The organism is Arcticibacterium sp. (assembly GCF_055134445.1).
This window is the reverse complement of the sequence record NZ_JBSRVI010000154.1, coordinates 1-20,068: the sequence shown is the minus strand read 5'-3', so window position 1 is coordinate 20,068 and position 20,068 is coordinate 1. Positions and strand designations below refer to the sequence as shown.

Here is a 20,068-nt window from a genome sequence, read left to right as displayed (position 1 = left end):
TTTCAATGCGAAAATCAAAGCTTTTAGATCTAGGTTTAGAGGTGTCAGGAGTATTGAATTCTTCCTTTTTAGACTATGTCAAATTTATGCTTAAAGAACTCATCCCCCAGATTTTGCTCTTGACCCTAAAATTTGGGATTTCATTTGCTCTCTTTGCATTTCAGGTAGTTGGTCAAATTGGTCTATGGCATCACCCCAAAGGTTGTCTACCTTTTTTACCGCTATAACTTTTCCTGTTTTATTCATAAGTACGCCGAAGGGTTTTCCCTTCATGGCGGAAAGCATAGAAGAAAAAACATCGTTCTCATCGCTTTTTTCAGAGTTGAATTCCATAGTTCCTTGAGGCATTTCCATCACCATGCCCAGCTTTTCAAAACTGGCGTCCATTACGTAATTATCTCCTTTAATATCGGTAACCATAAATAGCATGGTGCCTTTTACGGTCATGGTGATTTTCATTTCTCCACCGTTTAAGTTCTGAACAATATTGACTTTAGAATTTGTGTTTTGTCTGTAAACTTTGCCTTTTTCCAGTCTTAGGGATAAATCAGTGCCTTGGGAGAAGGAAGGATGACATAGGAAAAGAGCAATAAACACGAAGAAAGAAATTCTCATAATTTTAAGTGATTTGTGTATTTAGGAAGTAATATCCTATTATTCTTGATGATAAAGGCCAGAAGTTAAGCCCTAAATAGGTTGTGTTATATAAGATTTTTGTTCTTGAAATTGGATGCTTAAAACTAAGACTTTTTCTGCAAAGGGAAATGCATTTATAAATCAACTTAACGTTAATTAAGTTTTCTCAATTCTTAAATGCTCGATGATATCCGAAGCAACCATGCCATTCATGCCTCTTTTATTAGCAGCGTCATCGCCAGCTTTTCCGTGATAATAAACACCAATGATTGCGGCTTCTAAAGGACTATAGTTTTGTGCCAATAAACCAGTAATAATGCCTGTAAGCACATCCCCACTACCGCCAGTGGCCATGCCCGCATTCCCAGAAGAGTTGAAATAAACCTGACCTTCTGGTGTACAAACAGCCGTATGGGCATCTTTTAAAACCACGATACAACTAATCTTTTTGGCCAAGCTTTTAAGTTTATCCAAACGTTCTTCTGAATTTTTCCATGTGCCTACCAGTCTTTCAAACTCCTTTGGGTGAGGGGTAAGAATACTGAATTTAGGAATGTGTTCTAGTAATGTTTTATTTTCGGAAAGTATATTGAGAGCATCGGCATCTATTACCATGGGTTTTTTATAGCTGCCAAATAGCTCCTTTATAAAAGTTTTGGTTTCTATTTTTGTGCCAATGCCAGGTCCTACTGCAATAGCACTATACTTTTCAAGCGTTTCAGGTATTTGAGTCAGGTGTTTGTTTTGAGGATCCGTAATGCACATGGCTTCGGGTAAAGAAACCTGCATGATTTCATAACCGCATTTTGGAATGAAACTGCTTAATAAACCCACACCACTTCTTAAACAGGCTTTTGAACTAAGAACTGCTGCTCCTATTTTGCCATATGACCCCGCTATAATGAGGGCATGGCCATAGCTACCTTTATGAGAAAAAGATTTCCTAGCTTTTATGATATGAGAGACTTTTTCATCCAATACGTAATAAGAGCATTCTGTCTTTTGTATAAAATGTTCATTTAAACCAATATCTACTACGGCCCATTCCTTTAGGAATGGTCCACTTTCAGGGAAGAAGAAGGTCTTTTTGGGTCTTTGAAAACTTACGGTGAAGTCTGATTGAATAATGATAGCATCAGATTCAGGAAGGTGATCTGCATATAGTCCAGATGGTAAATCAATAGAAAGAACTGAGGCTGTTGAAGTATTCACAGCTTGAATGCATTTAGCCGCAGCTCCCTCTACAGGTCGGTTTAAGCCAGAACCAAATAAGGCATCAATAATAGTATCGTAAAGAGTGAAATTAGGCATTTGACTTTCCAATTGGATAAGCTGTACTTGCGGTAATCTCTTGAAGTTAGTTATACAATCTGGTGAGCAATTTTCAGGAGATCTTAGAAAAAAAATATCAACTTGATATCCTTTATCTTCCAATATTCTGGCTACCGCTAAGCCATCTCCACCATTGTTTCCCGATCCACAGACAATCGCTATTTTATAATTTTGATTTATTCTGGGTAAAATAGCGTTGACAAATGCTTTAGATGCCCTTTCCATCAAATTTATGGAAGCGATGGGCTCATTTTTTATAGTGAAATCATCAGCAGCTTTGGTTTGATCTGCATTAAGTATTTTAGGTAGCTCTAGGTTTAATTTCACGTTTTAATTGACTTAAGTGGGTCATGAGCAATTTACAAAAATAAAGAATTGGGTGATGATACCTGTCAAGGATTTTGTGACTTAGTAAGAACAGAAGGAGTGATTCTTTACATTGTTTTAACCCGGATTATGCTTTAGGAAATCCAAAATGTAATGAATCAGACAATTAAAGGAAATTAGCTTATCGTTTACCCTGAGCTAATATCGAATGGCCATGGTGATTGAGTTTAAATGGGTTTACGTACCGAATTTAAACAATTTAGCTACGGTCCCGATAAAATTGGGAGATTGCCTAATGCATAAAGCGGGTTTAATCTAAAGTACATGGAAAAATAGCACAACAGCCAACCTTTTCCTTTGCTGGTTCATTTAATTGATATCAATGTTTAAGAACACGTAACATTACCAAGTTTAAAAATTATGAAAAAGTATTTTTTGCTATTGCCATTAATTGCCTTCGGATGTGAATTTGAAGATGTAAAAAATGAGATAATCGTAGACCCGCCAGCGTATGCTTGTTTGAAAGAAAAATTTGAGGAGTTTTCTAAAGAACAAGCTTGCGACAATGACGTTAATATTAAAGCCTATACATTCCAAGACAGTACGGTTGTTGTCTTTAACCCAGGAAACTGTGGAGCTGATATGGCCTCTGAGGTATTGAATCTTAATTGTCAGCGTATAGGACTTTTAGGAGGAATAACGGGTAATACCGTTATAAGAGAAGAAGAGTTTTCAAATGCCGTTTTTTTAGAAACGATTTGGGAAAAGAAGAAATAAGAATTGGTTATACACTTAGGGAATCCACTGAACCAATGAATTTTCCTTCTCTTTGAATTGAGAAGGAGAAAGGTTCCTTTTCTTCTTAAACACCCTACAGAAATAAGAGAAGCTATTGAAGCCACTGGCTAGATATGCTTCTTTTATACTGGTTTTTTTCTTTTTTAATATCCGCTCGGCAATTTTGATGCGTTCATCGATAATGAAGTCATTAGGAGAAATCCCCATTTCATTTTTAAAGGTTCTGTAAAAGCTAGACTCGCTCATATATGCTTTTTGGCTTAGATCTTCTACAGAAAGCTGCTTTGTGATATTCTCCTTTATAAACTTAATAACATAGGTTATTCTATCATCTGTACAGCTAAAGGCTGAGTTTTTAAGGTGTAAGCCCTTTGACTCCGTTTGTACTATTCTTATTAAAAGTTCTTGTAGAAGAGCATCTGCAAAGAGGTCTTTCGACGGGTGGTTTTCTGCAAAAATGAAAATGAGTCTTTGTAGAATCTGCTGTATGGCAATGTCGTTTGTGAAGTGAAAATTATAGTCGGTCATCTGCCACTCTTTCCCTTCGTTTTTCGGACTTTTCTCATTAAGAATCTGAATGGTGGATTTTATAAGGTCGGTGGAGAAAGAGAGGGCAAGGCACTGCGTCGGTTTTTGGGCTGTGGCTTCCGGGAAGTCAATACACATGAGTTCGTTTCTGGGTAATATGACAGACTCACCGGGAAAAAAATCAAACGATTCTAAGCCATTTAAATGCATTACTTTTTTTCCAGTCAGCATACTCGCTAAAACAGGGTCTGGAAATTTTAGTAGGACGTCAGTGGCTTGCTGATGCGTTTCAAAGATATTTAGCTCTGCATTATTCAAAGAATGAATCGTACGGTTTTCTACCAAGGTTTCCAACTTTCTTCTGGAAGGGTATGATGACGATAATGTGAGCATATATGATGAGATGTTCTTATACCTAAATGTATGTAAATAGTATAATTCTATCAATAGATATGAATTTATATATCTCCAATGAATCCGATTTTGAGAGAATATTGAAAGAGATGAGAGTATAATACAATAGTTTGGGCTAAAACTGAAACGGTCAGGCAGAATAGTATTATTGAAATGTGATTTTTCAGCGATTCATTTGTACATATATAATTTATCAAATCAAAAACTATTGAGATATGTCGGAATTACAAATGATAAGCGAAACCCTCGCAACCAAACCAAAGTTTAAAGAACAGTACGATAATTTTATAGGAGGTAAATGGGTAGCTCCTTTAAAGGGAGAGTATTTTAATGCTGAATCTCCAGTAGATGGAAAGACTTTTACTAAGGTGGCAAGGTCAACAGAGGAAGATGTGAACTTGGCTTTAGATGCGGCATGGGCAGCTGCACCGCAATGGAACAGCTCTTGTGCTACAGAAAGGAGCAATATACTCCTTAAAGTGGCGGATATTATGGAAGCTAATTTAGAGTTATTGGCTAAAGTAGAAACCTGGGACAATGGTAAACCTATTAGAGAAACGCGTGCAGCGGATTTGCCACTAGCGGTAGATCATTTTAGGTACTTTGCAGGTGTAATTAGAGCAGAGGAGGGCTCAGCTTCAGAGTTGGACGGAAATACCCTCTCTCTTATTATTAATGAGCCGCTAGGCGTAGTTGGACAAATTATTCCTTGGAACTTTCCTATTTTAATGGCTGCTTGGAAACTGGCTCCAGCTCTTGCAGCGGGAAATTGTGTGGTTCTAAAACCTGCGGAACAAACTCCAATAGGCATTATGGTACTGATGGATTTAATTAAGGATGTTTTACCTTCAGGTGTATTAAATGTAATTAATGGTTTTGGCTTAGAGGCTGGTAAGCCATTGGCGTCAAGCCCAAGAATTAACAAAATAGCTTTTACAGGGGAAACCACTACAGGGCAGTTAATTATGCAGTATGCTTCTAAGAATATCATTCCTGTGACGCTCGAGTTGGGTGGGAAATCTCCTAATGTTTTCTTCAAAAGTATTATGGAGGCCGACGATGAGTTCTTTGACAAATGCTTAGAGGGAGCTACGCTTTTTGCTCTAAATCAAGGTGAAGTATGTACTTCTCCGTCAAGAATACTGGTTGAAGAGTCTATTGCCGAAGCTTTTATTGGAAGGTTTATCGAGCGTGTGGAGGCCATCAAAATGGGGCATCCTTTAGATTCAGAAACCATGATGGGAGCACAAGCTTCTAAAGACCAATACCAGAAAATACTAAATTATATAGAAATAGGAAAAGAGGAAGGTGCAGAGCTATTGACCGGTGGGGCAGAAGCTTTGGTAGATGGTCTTGAGCAAGGGTATTACATTAAGCCTACGGTGTTCAAAGGGCATAATAAAATGAGAATATTCCAGGAAGAAATCTTTGGGCCAGTGGTATGCTTAACTACTTTTAAAGACGAGGCTGAAGCTATAGAAATAGCCAACGATACACTCTATGGTTTAGGTGCTGGGGTTTGGACCAGAGACACACATCAGGCTTATCAAGCTTCTAGAGCCATTCAGGCTGGAAGGGTATGGGTAAACTGTTATCATCATTATCCAGCTCATGCTCCATTCGGAGGGTATAAAAAATCTGGAATTGGTAGAGAAAACCATAAAATGATGTTGGGACATTACCGACAAGCTAAAAATATGTTGATTTCTTATGACAAAAAGAAAATGGGTTTCTTCTAAGAAAAAGTCAACGCAAAAGGGGCACTGCAGAGTCCCTTTTACCATTAAAGAGTACCGTATGAATCCTACCAGAATAATAGCAACGAAAAGGGCAGTTGCCCTAATCGCAAAACTTCGAGACCAATATGGCCCTCTCATTTTTCATCAAAGTGGGGGTTGCTGTGATGGCTCAGCTCCAATGTGTTATCCAAAAGAAGATTTTTATATCAACGAAACAGATATTCCATTGGGAGAGGTAGATGGGGTTCCTTTTTACATGGCCAGAGACCAGTTTGAATACTGGAAACACACTCTTTTAACATTGGATATTATAGAAGGCAGAGGAGCTAGTTTTTCCTTAGAAATCCCACATGGTGTTAGGTTTATTATCAAATCTAGACTATTGACCAAAGAGGAGAGTGCTTTTTTTAGCACTATGTAGAAAACATAGTTTATAAACCGCGGTACAATTTGATAGGTACCGCGGTTTTTTGTTTTATTTATAAGGAACAATTTTAAGTACCATTCCAGGAGCAGAAATATCTCCAGAATCTGACGCCATCGTACCTATTTTCTCAATCAGAGCACCAGATAACGTTATGCTCTTTTCTGCTTTCGTTATTTGGTTTGAAATTTCTATGGATTCTTTTGCCAATAAGTCTTGAGCAAAAACTTTTATGTTTTTAGTTAAACTTTGTTCCAATTCCAAGGTTAAGGATTGGTAAAAACCAAAGATGCCAATTGCCTTATTTACTTCTACCTCTTTTAAAGTGATATCTGCTTTAGGATGAATCCAGCTTGATGTCGTTGTTACTCTACCTTCTGTAGCTATTGCAATTTGCCCATCTGGAAATTTAGATGCCATGACATAGGGTGCTAATCCCGAAGACCTAACCTCAGGTAAGGGTATGTTTCTGCTCATAATGGCTGGAGCACTTTGTCTCACCATTTTACCATAAGTTGGCTTATACCAAGTATCACTGCTTTTAAAAACGATACTGTCAATATGATTATGCTCTGATGCCAAATAGGCACCGTATCCCGCTGCCATAGGTGGGGCTATGCGTTGCCAAAGAGCTAATCTGTCCATTTCGTTCAAGCGTTTATCAACATGGCGGTCGCCAGCTATTTGAAAATGTAAATCCGTTCCTTTATACATTCTAGGGGTATTCATAGGATGCCTTTTAACAGCCACAAGAAGACCTAATCCAGCAGCTATGTTACAGTCGTCTTGAATGTTAAGCTGTGCCGTATATTCCCGTTTCCCAGCGGTTTGCACTAATATATCATGAATACGCTGCATGGTGGTGGTACTTACCAGTAGGGGAGCGGCGTCGTATGTTCTAAAGACATCTGTGATTTTTATGGCCTCTAAAGACTGTTCCACTTTTTTTGAGCTTTTCTCTAAAGAGGCATCAAGTTCTTGAGAAACCGCTTCTTGACCATTGTAAACGGAAGGGTACAATGATAGGCCAGGTAAATCCCATTTAGGATTTATGGCACCTGCTCCAGTGATATGCTCTAAAGTTAGCTTTGGATAAATCTCTTTTTTTATTTTTGAAGCATAATAATGCTTGGTATCTCCACCATCTATCTTCCAGTATTCAATTTCGGCGTATTTGCTCCACTCCACCATTCTTCTCATTTCATCTTCAGAGGGATTTCCCCTAACCCAAAGACCAAGCCCTTTCCATCCCAGAGCTTTAATGTCTTCATTCATTTGCTTAATTCGCTCTTTGGGTTCCAATTTGGCATACATAGGGAAATCTAGTGTATCCATAATGGAAGTGAAAAATGTGTTTTCAGGAATACTTTTGTCTTGCCATCCATGGTCAATCACAAAATAGTAATCACTTCTAGTCTTTGGAAGAATGATTTTAGCCATTCCGTTCTCTCCAAAGATGGTCTTTTCATTCAATTGTTCTCTAGCTGCAGAATTACTATAAACGGTTTCTGGATCGGGATTTGTAACCTTTTCTCCGGCCAGAATGAGATAGTTTTGCAAATACCAGGTACACCAATAGTTGGCGGCATAGCTAGGCTCAGTAGGAACTAGGTTCACGGTTTCTTTCTGGGTGGTGCATCCCAACAATACCAGAAATAAGAGAACACTTAAAAATAGGGTTTTCATGAATGATTCGTTTTGTTGAATGAATCAAAATTAGTCTTCAAGAAATATGCTTGCCAATTTGTGAGGGTGTCAAAATCAATCAAAAAGGTCTTTTAATGTTGCAGAAGAGCTATAGATGCAATGAAAAAAAATCAATAGTTACGTAGGCAGGTGTTAGTTAATCTAACCAGTGGTCTGCTTATTTGTTCCAACTAAAGATTTGATAGTTTGGGAGACTATTTTCTTTTAAAGAGAAGTGGACGAACTGTATTTAGTTTTCAGGCAATAAGTTGAGCAAGGCGAGGCTTTTATGGCAATTAGCTGAGAAAGGCAAAGAATAAAAATGTTCTTCTTTGACTGTTACTGTTGAGTAAAGGTAGAAATTTTCTAGCTGCTATATCATCCGTTCACACTTGAATAGAAGATTGTTAAGATACACAAACCTAGTGTATCGATAAAAGGAAGTTTTCTAAAAACATCACATAAATTGCGTATATGGGTCTTTTTTGCATCTTTTCTTTGAGATTACTTTTCTGATTATCAGCATTTGACATAGCTAAGATCAAATTGCTGAAAGTCTGAGTACTTAAAAACTAAAAAGCAATATCATCTTTTTTAGCCTAGAATTGAGCTAAATAAACCTTTAGTTTCTCTACAGAATGTTCGAAACTATAGTGCTCCAGAATAGACTTTTGGCCATTAAGACCTTTGGTAAGTCTTAGATCTTTGTTTTCAAGAAGAGTAATGAGGTTTTTAGTCATGCCATTTATATCCAAGTACTCGGCTAGAATACCGGCTTCGTCTTTTACAAATTCTGAACAACCTCCCGTTTTCTTAAAACCTAAAATTGGTTTACAACATAGAGCGGCTTCCAACATTACTAAAGGAAATGGATCCTCGCGACTACTAACCACAAATACATCTAAAGCATTGATAATTTCAATAGCTTTAGGAGTAGGAGAGATGAAAGTGACTTTATCGGAGATGTTCATTTTCTTAACATCATACATGATCTGATCATAGTACTCACCTTCAGGTTTAAGGCCAATCCATACAAAATGTATGTTTTGCTCTGGATTTTTTAGGTTAACATCATTCACTAATCCTGCAAAAATGTCCAAGCCTTTTCGCCATTCTGCATTACCACATGCCCCCACTAAAAAAGCGTCAGCAGGTAGTTTAAATTCCTTCTTTATTTCATTGGGTTTGGATTCCTTAAAGAGTTTTAGCACTCTATCATTGTCTACAAAAGAATGGATAACTGTAATTTTTGTAGCTAAGGAGCCATCTTTCTCAATCAAATTATCTGCTACAGCCTGAGAACAGGCTATGATTCCATTAGAGTTTTTTAAAAGCTTTTCTCTGTCGTCTTTTCCTGCATAAAGGTTTAGAGAAAATTGCAATTCATGAATATGAGAAATAAGTGGAATCGCTAAGGTTTCTTTCAATAAAGAAGCATAACCTGCCGTGGCAATGGTATTGGCATAGATTAAATCAAAGCCTTTGTTACCATACTTTTCTTTGATGAATTCTTTTATTTTCCTTTTTTTGTCAACCTTAATTAACTTGGATATAACGCTAGACTTCTTGGCTTTAGGGATTTCCTTTACCACACATAATTGTTCGAAATCTGGAAGTAACGGTCCCCATTTATGAAGACATAGCAGCTGAATATTATAGCCCTCTGCCTTAAAATCTTTCATGATATTAAGCAGAAAGAGTTGAGCTCCAGCTCGGTTGGCATCGTGACTTACAAAAAGTATTTTACCCTTGCTTACCGTCATTACTTTGCCAATTCTTCGTTAATAATATTGCTAATTCTAATCACATCGGCTTTAGGTAGATCGGGATATAATGGTAACGAAAGTACCCTGTTTACCACGGACTCGGATACGGGACAAACGTCTTTACTGTTGACATAACTGAGCTGATTAAGAGATGGGTAAAAATATCTCCTAGGAAAAACATCATCGGCTTTTAAAGCCTCAATAATATGATTTGTGACTTCGTCAGTTTCAAAAACTACAGGGTAGTAAGCATAATTGTATTCAAAACCAGTCTGTGCTGTGAAAGGTCTGAAAATATGTGTAAAATCTAAATGGGTATCGTAAATATCAAAAATGTCTTTTCTACTTTGTATGATATCCTTTACATGAGGTAAGTTAGCCAAACCCATAGCGGCATGAAACTCAGAGTTTTTGCCGTTAATTCCTATACTTTCATAGTGGTCGTTTGTGTGACCAAAGCTTCTGTAATACCATATCTTCTCAAAAAGTTCTTTATTTCCACCGTTTACGACAACAGCACCGCCTTCCACAGAATGAAAGACCTTTGTGGCATGGAAGCTACAGGTAGATATATCACCGTATTCCAGTAAAGATTTACCATTTAATGTCACTCCAAATGCATGTGCTGCATCATAAATAACTGGTTTACCATATTTTTCTGCTATCTTTTGGATAGCCTGCACATCGCAAGGATTTCCATAAACATGTGTAGCTAAAATAGCCGAGGTACTAGGCGTTATTTTAGCGGCGATAAGATCAGCGTTTATGTTAAGGTCATTAGGATTAACATCAACAAAAACGGGTTTACAATTTTCCCACAAAATAGCGGTAGTAGTGGCACAGTAGGAGTATGGCGTCGTGATTACTTCCCCACTTAAATTTAAAGCTTTAATGGCCAATTGAATGGCTATGGTACCGTTAGTTACAAAGTGTAACTGGTCTAAACCCAAATAATCTTTGAGTTGATCTTCTAATCTCCTTAAGAGAGGTCCATTATTTGTCAGCCAGTTGGTCTGATAAATTTCATCCAGATAAGCCTGATATTCAGCTTGTGGGGGTAAAAAGGATTTGGTGACAAAGATACTCAATTCTATGTTTTTATAGGATTTATTAAAATTAACGAAAGAGTCGGAGCTTTTATCAGCCCAGAAGTTCTTTTTGCCAAGTTTTTACTTTGAGGTCAAGTGGTCTAATAGCTCCAGGCCATTTACCCACCCATTCTGCATTTCCTCTGAAATCTTGAATGTCAAACATTAAAGCCTCTTCAAAAAAGAATAAAGGCTTGGCTTCATCTTTAACTACCATTAAAGAAATGAAATAGGAGCCATCATTAAGGAAGTTACCGGGGATTTTGAATTCTGTGGCTATAATACCTTTTTGATAAATTTTTCCTTGGTTAGCCAAGTTAAAAATACATTGCCCAGTCATGGTATATAGAAAAATACTCACATTAAGCTTTACGTCGTCGTGGTCATTCCAGAATTCGTATTCTACTGTTAAAGGAGTTTGAGTAGTAATTTGAGTACCGCTTTCTAATTCTTCGGTTGATTTCAGCTCAATTCTTCTTGCTAAAATTCCGTTCTCTCCAGGGGCTTTAGATTGGTCTTCCCATTCTTGCTTTATTTGAAAAGAGGAAACATTTTGTACGTAGTTATTGATGACCGTGTTTATGTCTCCCGAGTCTATTAAGTGTCCTTTCTGAAGGAAAGCTCCTTTATTACAAAGGCTTTCTACCGCGGTAAGATTGTGACTAACAAAAAGGATGGTTCTACCACTTTTGGAAACATCTCTCATTTTACCAATGCTCTTCTTCTGAAAGTCGGCATCTCCAACGGCTAAAACTTCGTCTACAATAAGTATTTCTGGTTCTAAATGGGCTGCAATAGCAAACCCTAGTCTTACATACATGCCAGAAGAATATCTCTTAACAGGCGTATCTAAGAATTTCTGAATACCCGCAAATTCTACAATGTCATCGAATTGGGCGTTTATTTCATAGTTCTTCATCCCAAGAATAGAGCCATTAAGGTAGATGTTTTCTCTACCAGTTAACTCTGGGTGAAAACCTGTTCCAACCTCCAGTAGACTTGCCATTCTCCCTTTAATCCTGATTTCTCCAGTTGTAGGGGCGGTAACTCTACTTAATATCTTAAGTAAAGTTGATTTCCCAGCACCGTTTGAGCCAATAACCCCAAGTCTATCACCTTTTTCAACGGTGAGGTTTATGTTTTTTAAAGCCCAGAATAATTCATTTTCTGAAGTTTTAGTTTTAGAAAAAACGGACTTAGAAAAATTTACAATATCTTCTCTGAGTGTATTTCCCTTATTAAGCTTATGTTTAATAAGATAACTCTTTGAAGCATCTTTAATTTCTATTGCTGGCATAAATGATTAAATATAGTCGACAAATGAGTTTTCGTGCTTCCTGAAAAAACGAATTGATATAAAAAGACTCACAAAGCAAAAAACAACCAAAGGAATAAAACTATCCCAGTTAAAAGCAAAGTTATCTCCTAGAAGAGCCCAACGAATGCCATCAATACATCCTGTTACAGGATTTAATACAAATAATTGATAGGTCCAATGACCTGCTACCATATCTGTAGTGTACAACACAGGAGATATGAATAAACCAAAGCTAATGACAAAAGGAATGAGTTGACCTATGTCTCTGTATTTTACGTTTAGCACAGAGGCAAAAAGCCCTATACCACTGGCAGCCATGTAGGCTAAAATAATAAATAATGGAACGAAAATTATTTTGTAGTCTGGTATGTAGTTATAATATAAACAGAAACTTATAAAAACGGCCAAACCGATGATAACATCCAATAAGCCCAAAAAGAAAGAGCTAAATGGAATGATAATTCTCGGGAAAAAGACTTTCGAAACCAGATTATTATTGGTCACCACACTGAGGCTTATCGTCATTAATGACTGGGAGAAAAATAGCCAAAGGATGTTTCCCGACAATATTACAAGAATATAAGGTATCTCAGAATTTTCTCCTAAAGTCCCTATTCGGTTAACACCAAAAACGTAAACTAAGGACGAAATAAGAGGACGAAGTAGGCTCCAAGCAACGCCAAAAATGGTTTGCTTATACCTAACCATGATGTCTCTCTTAGCTAGAATCCAGAATAATTCGCGATAATCAAATACTTCTTTCCAGTAATCCCAAAATGAGGGATAAGACGATATTACTTTTAATTTCCTATTACTCAAGGTATTGCGGTTTTAATTCTGCATAATTTTTTTATAAGAATCAGCCAAACTTATAATAATAATGCTTAAAATCATTAGGGCCAAACTACTCAATTTAAGGTTTAAACCTGTCTCAGACTCTTCTTTTTCTAAAGGCAATCTCGTTTCTTCTACAATGGTGAAGATGGGTGTCTGCTCTAAAATGACTCTTTCTAGTCCTTCTATGGTGTTTAACTGGGCAATATACTGTGTAGTCAAGTAGCCACTTTTTCGCTGTGTTTGAGTTTGGCTTAGTACGCCTCTTGGATCTACAACATTAGGGTTTTCAAAAGTAATCCTAGCCATTCTATTATCAGCGGTAGACAGTTCGGATTGAATTTTGTATAATTGCTCTTTTTGAGTTTTCAGCAGTACTCGAGTTTTCTTTGTTTTCATTTCCACGTAGAACTCTTCTGTGGTCTCTAAAACAGTTTCTATCCATTTTTTCACCAGCATTTCATTGCTTAAAAGAGAGGTCAATACCATAATGCTACTTGTTGTTTCTACAATATCTATGGTCGTTACTTCTATAAGCTTATCGTATAATGATTTGATCATTAGATTTTCCAAAGGTGTAAAATCATTAATTTCCTTTTTCTCAAATCTATGGTCTATAGCAGCCTGAAATGGTTTCCTAAACATACCACCACCCCATTCGTTGGTTTGAATGTCACTGCTGTCAATCATGTAGTTTATCATCAATAGAGAATCTCCATTGACCACTACGGTCTTCATAAGAGCCCGTTCCAAAACCGCTTTAGAACGCAGTAGTGTAGGAAAGTTTTGACTGGTAAATAAATCTCCGCCTGAAGCAGTGTTTTGGTTGAGCAGTCCAAATGAACTAGCTAAGCCACCAAATTGACTTTGAGAATTATTACCACCAAGTTCTAGGTTAAAGATAATAGTGCTTCTAAAAAAGCTTTCTTCTTCCACAAATAAATCGAGGGTCATACTTATACAAGCCCCTAATAAAAGTGCAGATAGCCATATACGCCATTTGGCCGCTATTAAGTCTAAAAAGTTAAAAAACTGAGACAATAACTCCTTTGTAGAAATTTGGCTTTCCGTATCGCTTTGTAATTCCATAATTTAACTATTTGCCAAGGCTAATAAATCCATAAATACTAAATAATGTACCTAAAGTGGCACTTACCGTGGCTAAAACATTGGCCACTTTCGATAACTGCTCAGCATTATTTTGAGCCTTTTGTGGAACAATGATCTCGGAACCTGGTTCTATTTTAGGATAAATGTTAAACACTAAAAGTTTTCTCGTTCTGTCTACAGAGCCATTAGGGTATAGTACATATGATTTTTTCTTTAAAGATTTTTTGTTGAACCCTCCAGCTCCACTAATATAATCTTTAAATCTAGCATCTTTCATGTATTTCACCGTAGTAGGATAAAGTACCTCTCCCTGAATTCTGATGGTCTCTAGCAATTTGGGAACTTTAATTAAATCACCATCTTGAAGAGTTAGGTCACCTACAGCACCAGGGTTTTTTAGAATATGGCCAAGATCAATATCAATAGACTCTTCTCTAGTTTCTTCTACTTCGTCAATCTCTATGACTTGTGTTGCCGTACCACTGGTAGAAAGACCTTCTAATGTCTTTCTTTTTTGCTCCAGTTCTAAAGCACTTAATTGTACCGTTCTAATTAAGGTAGCTCCTGGTACATAAGCTTGAAGCGTTAAGCCACCGGCTCTTTTTATCAAGTCTGAAATTTTTTCGTCTTTGCTAGCGATACCATATTTAGAAGGATAAATTACCTCTCCTTGAATATCAACATAAGTCTGTTTCTCATAGTTAGGAGAAGTTCTAACAAATATCTCATCGAAAGGTTGAAGAATAACATTATCCTTACCACTAACCACTTCTAAATCAGGAGAAATATCTAGTCTGATAATGTCAGATATTTGAGCATTAACGAGTGTATTATCCACGTTTCTTTTTCTACGAACGATTTCTACTCTTGAAAGACTAGCTGCTTCTGTTAGGCCACCTACTCTGACAATGACATCTTCTAAAGTAAGATTTTTAACATAAGGGATTTCAATACCTGCTTCGGCATCTTCATTATTTATGGATCCCTGTATTCTTACAAAGGCCACCTCTGTCAAATCAAAAATGGACGGTACTATAACCACATCCTCTCTTTTTAATGGAATGTCGTCCACTTTGCCGGCCAAAAGATCTTTATAATTGACCGAAATGTTTTCGGTTGATAAATCTGGCATTGTTCTTACCAAGGAGATTCTACCCATAAGGGCATCGTCCATTAACCCGTCTGCCGACTCTATCAAAGCCTTCAATGAAGAACTGGAGTTTAGAGAATATTCGCCCGGTCTGTAAACAGCACCTTCAATACTCACAAGGTTAGAAAACCTTTCCAATACGACATTGACAAAAAGTGAGTCCCCATTGGTCATGTTGAAATTGTCATATTCAGAATTAACAACATCAATAATTTCTTTCTCTTTGGCAGTATTTCTATATACTTTTAATCTGGCCGTATAGGATTTGGTGCCAAAACCTCCTGCGTAATTAATGGCATCTGATAAGCTCTCTTTGGGCAGCAATTCAAAATACCCTATTCTTTTAGTGCTTCCTCCTACTATCACTCGGTTAACAAAAGGAGAGATGAGAATAACATCCTGATCTTTTAAAAGAATATCATCTTTAGAAAAGCCTTTCATTAAAATATCGTAAAGGTCCAAAGTGGCTACAGTAGTATTATTTCTTATGACCTTAATCTGCCTGAAAGAACCAATCTCGTTAGGACCACCACTTCTGTAAAGAGCAGAACTTACCGTACTTAACGAACTTACCGTATATGTACCAGGGGCTACAGCCTCTCCCGTGACGCTAACTTTAATGCTTCTCACATCTCCTAAAGAGATTTTCAATTTGACAGTCCCATTACTAAGACTTGGATAAATTTGTGTTAAAGCTTTTCTTATGGAGTAAGTAGCCTCTTCAATACTTAAGCCAGATACTTTTATTAAACCTGCTCTATTAAGTGTAATATATCCATCTGTATTAACTACAACTTCTTGATGCTCTTGAATATAGCCGTAAATATCTATGATCAGGTTATCATTAGCACCTAAAACATAGTTATTTGGAGTTGGAATATTGTGGACAGCGTTTGGGTCATAATTATTCAAGTTAAAAAGTTTATACCCGAAAATTTTACGTCTTAAGGTTTCAAGGGCTAAATCTTCTCCTTCCCTCTCTTCTAAGACCATGGCCACGGAATCTTCACGAGTCATGGCTTCCACATCCTCGTCATTTAAAGCATTTGTCCTAAAACCGTCATCCGTTTTTGGAATCGCGTTTTTTGTAGTGGGCAATTGATTTTTTGTAGTTCCTTGCTGAGGATAAATCGGAACGACTGTCCCATTATTCGGAACAGTTTGCGGATATCCAGGGTATGTTTGCCCTTGAGTGTGGGTTGTGGAAAAAGCAAGTAGTATAATACCAATTAGAACTTTCGAGATTAAATCTGAATTCCTAACTTTGGACCAATTCATAGATTAATGTTTAAATAAACTGTAAACCGCTTTTGGGTCTCTCTTATTATTAAATTTCTGCAAAATAACAGAAGATTTTTGGTTTTCAGAACTCATATTGCTTTTAAATATTGGTAAAAAAATAATAATTATTGCCGCTGCTGATAGAATAACAATGAATACAGAAAAAGAACCCCAGTACGATGAAGACAGTATTAGATCGCTGGATTGGAAAGAACATATAAGGTTAAGGCCAGGTATGTATATCGGGAAACTAGGCGATGGCGTTTCCGCAGATGATGGCATTTATGTCCTGCTTAAAGAGGTTATGGACAACTGTATTGACGAATATGCGATGGGGCATGGAAAGCAGATTAACATAACGATTGAAGATGGAAAAGTCGTTGTACGAGATTATGGAAGAGGTATTCCTCTCGGAAAAGTGGTAGACGTGGTTTCGAAAATAAACACGGGTGCCAAGTATGACAGCAAGGCCTTTCAAAAGTCAGTGGGATTGAATGGAGTGGGTACAAAAGCGGTGAACGCATTGTCTAGCTATTTCAAAGTTCAAGCTTATAGGGAGGGGCAAACGGCCTGGGCCGAGTTCAATATTGGAAACCTTACTGAAAAATCTCCGATAGAGGTATCTTCAGAGAAAAATGGTACCTATGTAGAGTTTGTTCCTGACAACTCGGTTTTTAAGAACTATCATTATATACCACAATTTGTGGATAGCATGATTTGGAACTATTGCTACCTGAATGCAGGGTTAACGATTTCTTTTAATAAGAAGAAGTTTATTTCGCACAATGGTTTGCTAGATCTGCTGTCAAGAAAAACGGAAGAGGCAGATATCAGATATCCTATTGTGCATTTAAAAGGTGATGATATTGAAATGGCTCTTACCCATAGCAATCATTATGGAGAAGAGTATTCTTCTTTTGTGAATGGTCAAAACACCACACAAGGAGGAACCCACTTGTCCGCTTTTAAAGAAGCCATTGTAAAGACCGTGAGAGACCATTATGGCAAGGATTACGCTGCGGAGGATATAAGAGCTTCTATTATAGGTGCTATTGCCATCAAAGTTCAGGAGCCCGTTTTTGAATCTCAAACAAAGACAAAATTAGGCTCAATCACTATTTCGCCCGAAGAGAATGCTCAGACCGTAAGAACATTTGTCAATGACTTCATCAAAGAAAAGTTTGACAACTTCTTACATATGAATCAGGAGGTAAAAGACGCTTTAAAGAAAAGAATTGAACAATCTGAGAGAGAGCGTAAAGAATTGGCAGGTGTTAAGAAACTGGCCAACGAAAGAGCGAAGAAGGCGAGTTTGCATAATAAGAAGCTTAGAGACTGTAAGTATCACCTTACAGACACTAAATATGAGGATAGATTAAATACGACACTTTTTATTACAGAAGGTGATTCTGCCTCTGGTAGTATTACGAAGGCTCGTAGTCCAGAGACGCAGGCTGTATTCAGTTTAAGAGGGAAGCCCCTCAACTGTTATGGTTTGTCCAAGAAAGTTGTTTATGAGAACGAAGAATTCAATTTACTGCAACACGCACTTAATATTGAAGACGGCATGGATGGCCTCAGATATAGCCAAGTTGTGATTGCAACAGATGCTGACGTTGACGGTTCTCACATTAGATTATTGCTTCTAACTTTCTTTTTGCAGTTTTTTCCTGATGTGGTTAGGGGTGGACACCTATATATTCTTCAGACACCCCTGTTTAGAGTAAGGAATAAGAAGGAAACTTTCTATTGCTATTCTGATGAGGAAAAAAAGCGTGCAATACAAAAACTTGGAGGAAAACCTGAAATAACTAGATTTAAAGGTCTTGGTGAGATTTCTCCCCACGAATTTGAAGGATTCATAGGAAAAGATATTAGATTGGACCCTGTTATACTCGAAAAGGAATCAAGTATTGCCAAAATCTTAGGCTATTTTATGGGGAAAAACACCCCCGAGAGACAGAAGTTTATTATTGAAAACTTGAAAATAGAAAAGGATATGGTGGAAGAGGATATGATTCCGGACGAGAAAACAGTAATTGCTTAACCTCCGAAATTTAATATCTATGAAAAAAATCGCATTACACTGGCAAATTATTATTGGAATGTTTTCCGGGATTCTAATAGGGGCATTTTTGCTTCTATTTCCTTGGGGAAAAGATTTCGTTACCGATTGGATAAAGCCCTTTGGTACCATCTTTATAAATTCCTTAAAGCTCATTGCGATTCCGCTTATTATAGCTTCTTTAGTAAAAGGAGTTTCAGATTTAAATGATATTCGCCAATTGTCCAAAATGGGCTCTCGAACCATTGGGATGTATTTAGTAACCACGGTGGTGTCTATTTCTCTAGGTTTACTTTTAGTGAATGTAGTGAAGCCAGGCAGGTTTATTGAAGAAAACACCAGATTGGAAATGATGGCCAGTTTTTCTGGTGAAGCAGATTCCAGGATAGCCTCAGCGGCAGAAACTCAAGAACGTGGACCTTTAGATGCCTTAATAGATATAGTTCCAGATAATATTGTTGCGGCAGCCAGCTCAAATGGTAACATGTTACAGATTATATTCTTTGTCGTGTTTTTTGGCATTGGCATCATTCTGATAGAACCAGAAAAGTCTAAACCCGTAAAAGACTTTTTTGATGGCTTAAATGAAGTCATTCTGAAAATGATTGATATCATTATGCTGTTTGCCCCTTTTGGAGTTTTTGCCTTACTAGCAACGCTTGTTGTAGAAGCCCCCTCTACAGACGTCTTCATAGCCTTGGGTGCATATGGATTAACGGTCGTTTTAGGCTTGGCTATTTTACTTTTTCTTTTTTACCCAACTATGGTCAAAATTTTTACTGGAATTGGATATAAAAAGTTCATGAATGGTATTTCTCCAGCCCAGCTATTGGCTTTTTCTACCAGTTCTAGTGCTGCTACCTTGCCAGTTACCATGGAGAGGGTGGAAGAACATTTAGGGGTAGAGAAAGATGTAGCTTCTTTTGTCTGTCCTGTTGGAGCCACAATAAATATGGATGGTACCAGTCTTTATCAAGGAGTGGCGGCTGTTTTTATTGCTCAAGTTTTTGGGAACGACCTAACACTTGCTGATCAGCTCATCATCGTTTTGACAGCCACTTTAGCTTCAATAGGTACTGCTGCGGTACCCGGAGCAGGAATTTTAATGTTAGTGATAGTTTTAGAGTCCATTGGTGTAAATCCTGCCGGAATTGCTCTTATTTTTGCGGTAGATAGACCGTTAGATATGATAAGGACTTCTGTTAATATCACCAGTGATGCTTCGGTAGCCATTTTGGTCGCTAAAAGCTTGGGTAAATTAAAAGAACCTAAGGTCAAAAACTGGGATGACAACTATAAATTAAATCATTGATTTTGAAATTAGAAGACTTACGAGAAGGGATAAATAAGATTGACAGTCAGTTGCTCAAATTGTTAAATGAGCGTATGGACTATGTCAAAAAAGTAGGGGAGTTAAAGCAACAAACCAATACCGTAATTTATAGACCTGAAAGAGAAAAGGAAATCATTACCAGACTTTCTGGTGAAAATGACGGGCTTTTGAATCCAAAGGCCATTGAAGCTATATTTTTAGAGATTTTTGCTACGGCAAGGAATATTGAATTGGCCGAA

At 37.3% G+C, this 20,068-nt stretch carries 16 protein-coding genes; 6 read left to right on the top strand and 10 right to left on the bottom strand.

Annotated elements, in window-relative coordinates; genetic code table 11:
* Window positions 1-99: 99 nt before the first annotated feature.
* Window positions 100-615 carry a DUF6263 family protein gene (locus ACTBZY_RS19890; protein ID WP_463048122.1) on the bottom strand — a complete coding sequence of 172 codons (516 nt, stop codon included), beginning with the start codon at window positions 613-615 and terminating at the stop codon, window positions 100-102.
* A gap of 177 nt (window positions 616-792) precedes the next feature.
* Complete coding sequence (locus ACTBZY_RS19885; protein ID WP_463048121.1) at window positions 793-2,295, bottom strand: NAD(P)H-hydrate dehydratase; 1,503 nt, start codon at window positions 2,293-2,295, stop codon at window positions 793-795.
* Between the two features lie 420 nt (window positions 2,296-2,715).
* On the opposite strand from ACTBZY_RS19885, the gene ACTBZY_RS19880 reads away from it, so the two are divergent.
* Complete coding sequence (locus ACTBZY_RS19880) at window positions 2,716-3,072, top strand: DUF6970 domain-containing protein (RefSeq protein WP_463048120.1); 357 nt, start codon at window positions 2,716-2,718, stop codon at window positions 3,070-3,072.
* Window positions 3,073-3,087: 15 nt separating this feature from the next.
* Here the strand turns inward: ACTBZY_RS19880 and ACTBZY_RS19875 are convergent, their stop codons facing one another.
* Window positions 3,088-4,014 (bottom strand): AraC family transcriptional regulator, encoded by a 927-nt coding sequence (locus ACTBZY_RS19875; protein WP_463048119.1) that lies wholly within the window; start codon window positions 4,012-4,014, stop codon window positions 3,088-3,090.
* 236 nt (window positions 4,015-4,250) lie between these two features.
* Between ACTBZY_RS19875 and ACTBZY_RS19870 the strand changes: the two genes are divergently transcribed.
* The gene (locus tag ACTBZY_RS19870; RefSeq protein ID WP_463048118.1) at window positions 4,251-5,774 is read left to right on the top strand and encodes an aldehyde dehydrogenase family protein; all 1,524 of its coding nucleotides are present in this window, start codon (window positions 4,251-4,253) and stop codon (window positions 5,772-5,774) included.
* A 58-nt stretch (window positions 5,775-5,832) separates the two neighbouring features.
* Window positions 5,833-6,195, top strand: coding sequence for a DUF779 domain-containing protein (locus tag ACTBZY_RS19865; protein WP_463048124.1), 363 nt, complete (start codon window positions 5,833-5,835; stop codon window positions 6,193-6,195).
* A 54-nt stretch (window positions 6,196-6,249) separates the two neighbouring features.
* Here the strand turns inward: ACTBZY_RS19865 and ACTBZY_RS19860 are convergent, their stop codons facing one another.
* The 7 genes from ACTBZY_RS19860 to ACTBZY_RS19830 form a co-directional block, all read right to left on the bottom strand.
* Window positions 6,250-7,884 (bottom strand): hypothetical protein, encoded by a 1,635-nt coding sequence (locus ACTBZY_RS19860; protein WP_463048117.1) that lies wholly within the window; start codon window positions 7,882-7,884, stop codon window positions 6,250-6,252.
* A gap of 599 nt (window positions 7,885-8,483) precedes the next feature.
* The gene (locus tag ACTBZY_RS19855) at window positions 8,484-9,647 is read right to left on the bottom strand and encodes a glycosyltransferase family 4 protein (RefSeq protein WP_463048116.1); all 1,164 of its coding nucleotides are present in this window, start codon (window positions 9,645-9,647) and stop codon (window positions 8,484-8,486) included.
* Entirely contained in the window at window positions 9,647-10,738 is a 1,092-nt protein-coding gene (locus ACTBZY_RS19850; RefSeq protein ID WP_463048115.1) for a DegT/DnrJ/EryC1/StrS family aminotransferase, read from the bottom strand. The genes ACTBZY_RS19855 and ACTBZY_RS19850 overlap by 1 nt, the downstream gene beginning before the upstream one ends.
* Before the next feature lie 52 nt (window positions 10,739-10,790).
* Window positions 10,791-12,035 (bottom strand): ABC transporter ATP-binding protein, encoded by a 1,245-nt coding sequence (locus ACTBZY_RS19845; protein WP_463048114.1) that lies wholly within the window; start codon window positions 12,033-12,035, stop codon window positions 10,791-10,793.
* 6 nt (window positions 12,036-12,041) lie between these two features.
* Window positions 12,042-12,875 (bottom strand): ABC transporter permease, encoded by an 834-nt coding sequence (locus ACTBZY_RS19840; protein WP_463048113.1) that lies wholly within the window; start codon window positions 12,873-12,875, stop codon window positions 12,042-12,044.
* 12 nt (window positions 12,876-12,887) lie between these two features.
* Window positions 12,888-13,979, bottom strand: coding sequence for a hypothetical protein (locus ACTBZY_RS19835; RefSeq protein WP_463048112.1), 1,092 nt, complete (start codon window positions 13,977-13,979; stop codon window positions 12,888-12,890).
* 7 nt (window positions 13,980-13,986) lie between these two features.
* Window positions 13,987-16,428, bottom strand: coding sequence for a polysaccharide biosynthesis/export family protein (locus ACTBZY_RS19830; RefSeq protein ID WP_463048111.1), 2,442 nt, complete (start codon window positions 16,426-16,428; stop codon window positions 13,987-13,989).
* 154 nt (window positions 16,429-16,582) lie between these two features.
* Between ACTBZY_RS19830 and ACTBZY_RS19825 the strand changes: the two genes are divergently transcribed.
* The 3 genes from ACTBZY_RS19825 to pheA all read left to right on the top strand — a co-directional run.
* A complete protein-coding gene (locus tag ACTBZY_RS19825) occupies window positions 16,583-18,478 on the top strand; it encodes a DNA topoisomerase IV subunit B (protein WP_463048110.1) in 1,896 nt (631 codons plus the stop codon).
* 19 nt (window positions 18,479-18,497) lie between these two features.
* On the top strand, window positions 18,498-19,808 hold the full coding sequence (locus ACTBZY_RS19820) for a dicarboxylate/amino acid:cation symporter (protein WP_463048109.1): 1,311 nt from the start codon (window positions 18,498-18,500) through the stop codon (window positions 19,806-19,808).
* A gap of 2 nt (window positions 19,809-19,810) precedes the next feature.
* On the top strand, window positions 19,811-20,068 hold a 258-nt coding region (pheA, locus tag ACTBZY_RS19815), incomplete at its 3' end, for a chorismate mutase (protein ID WP_463048123.1).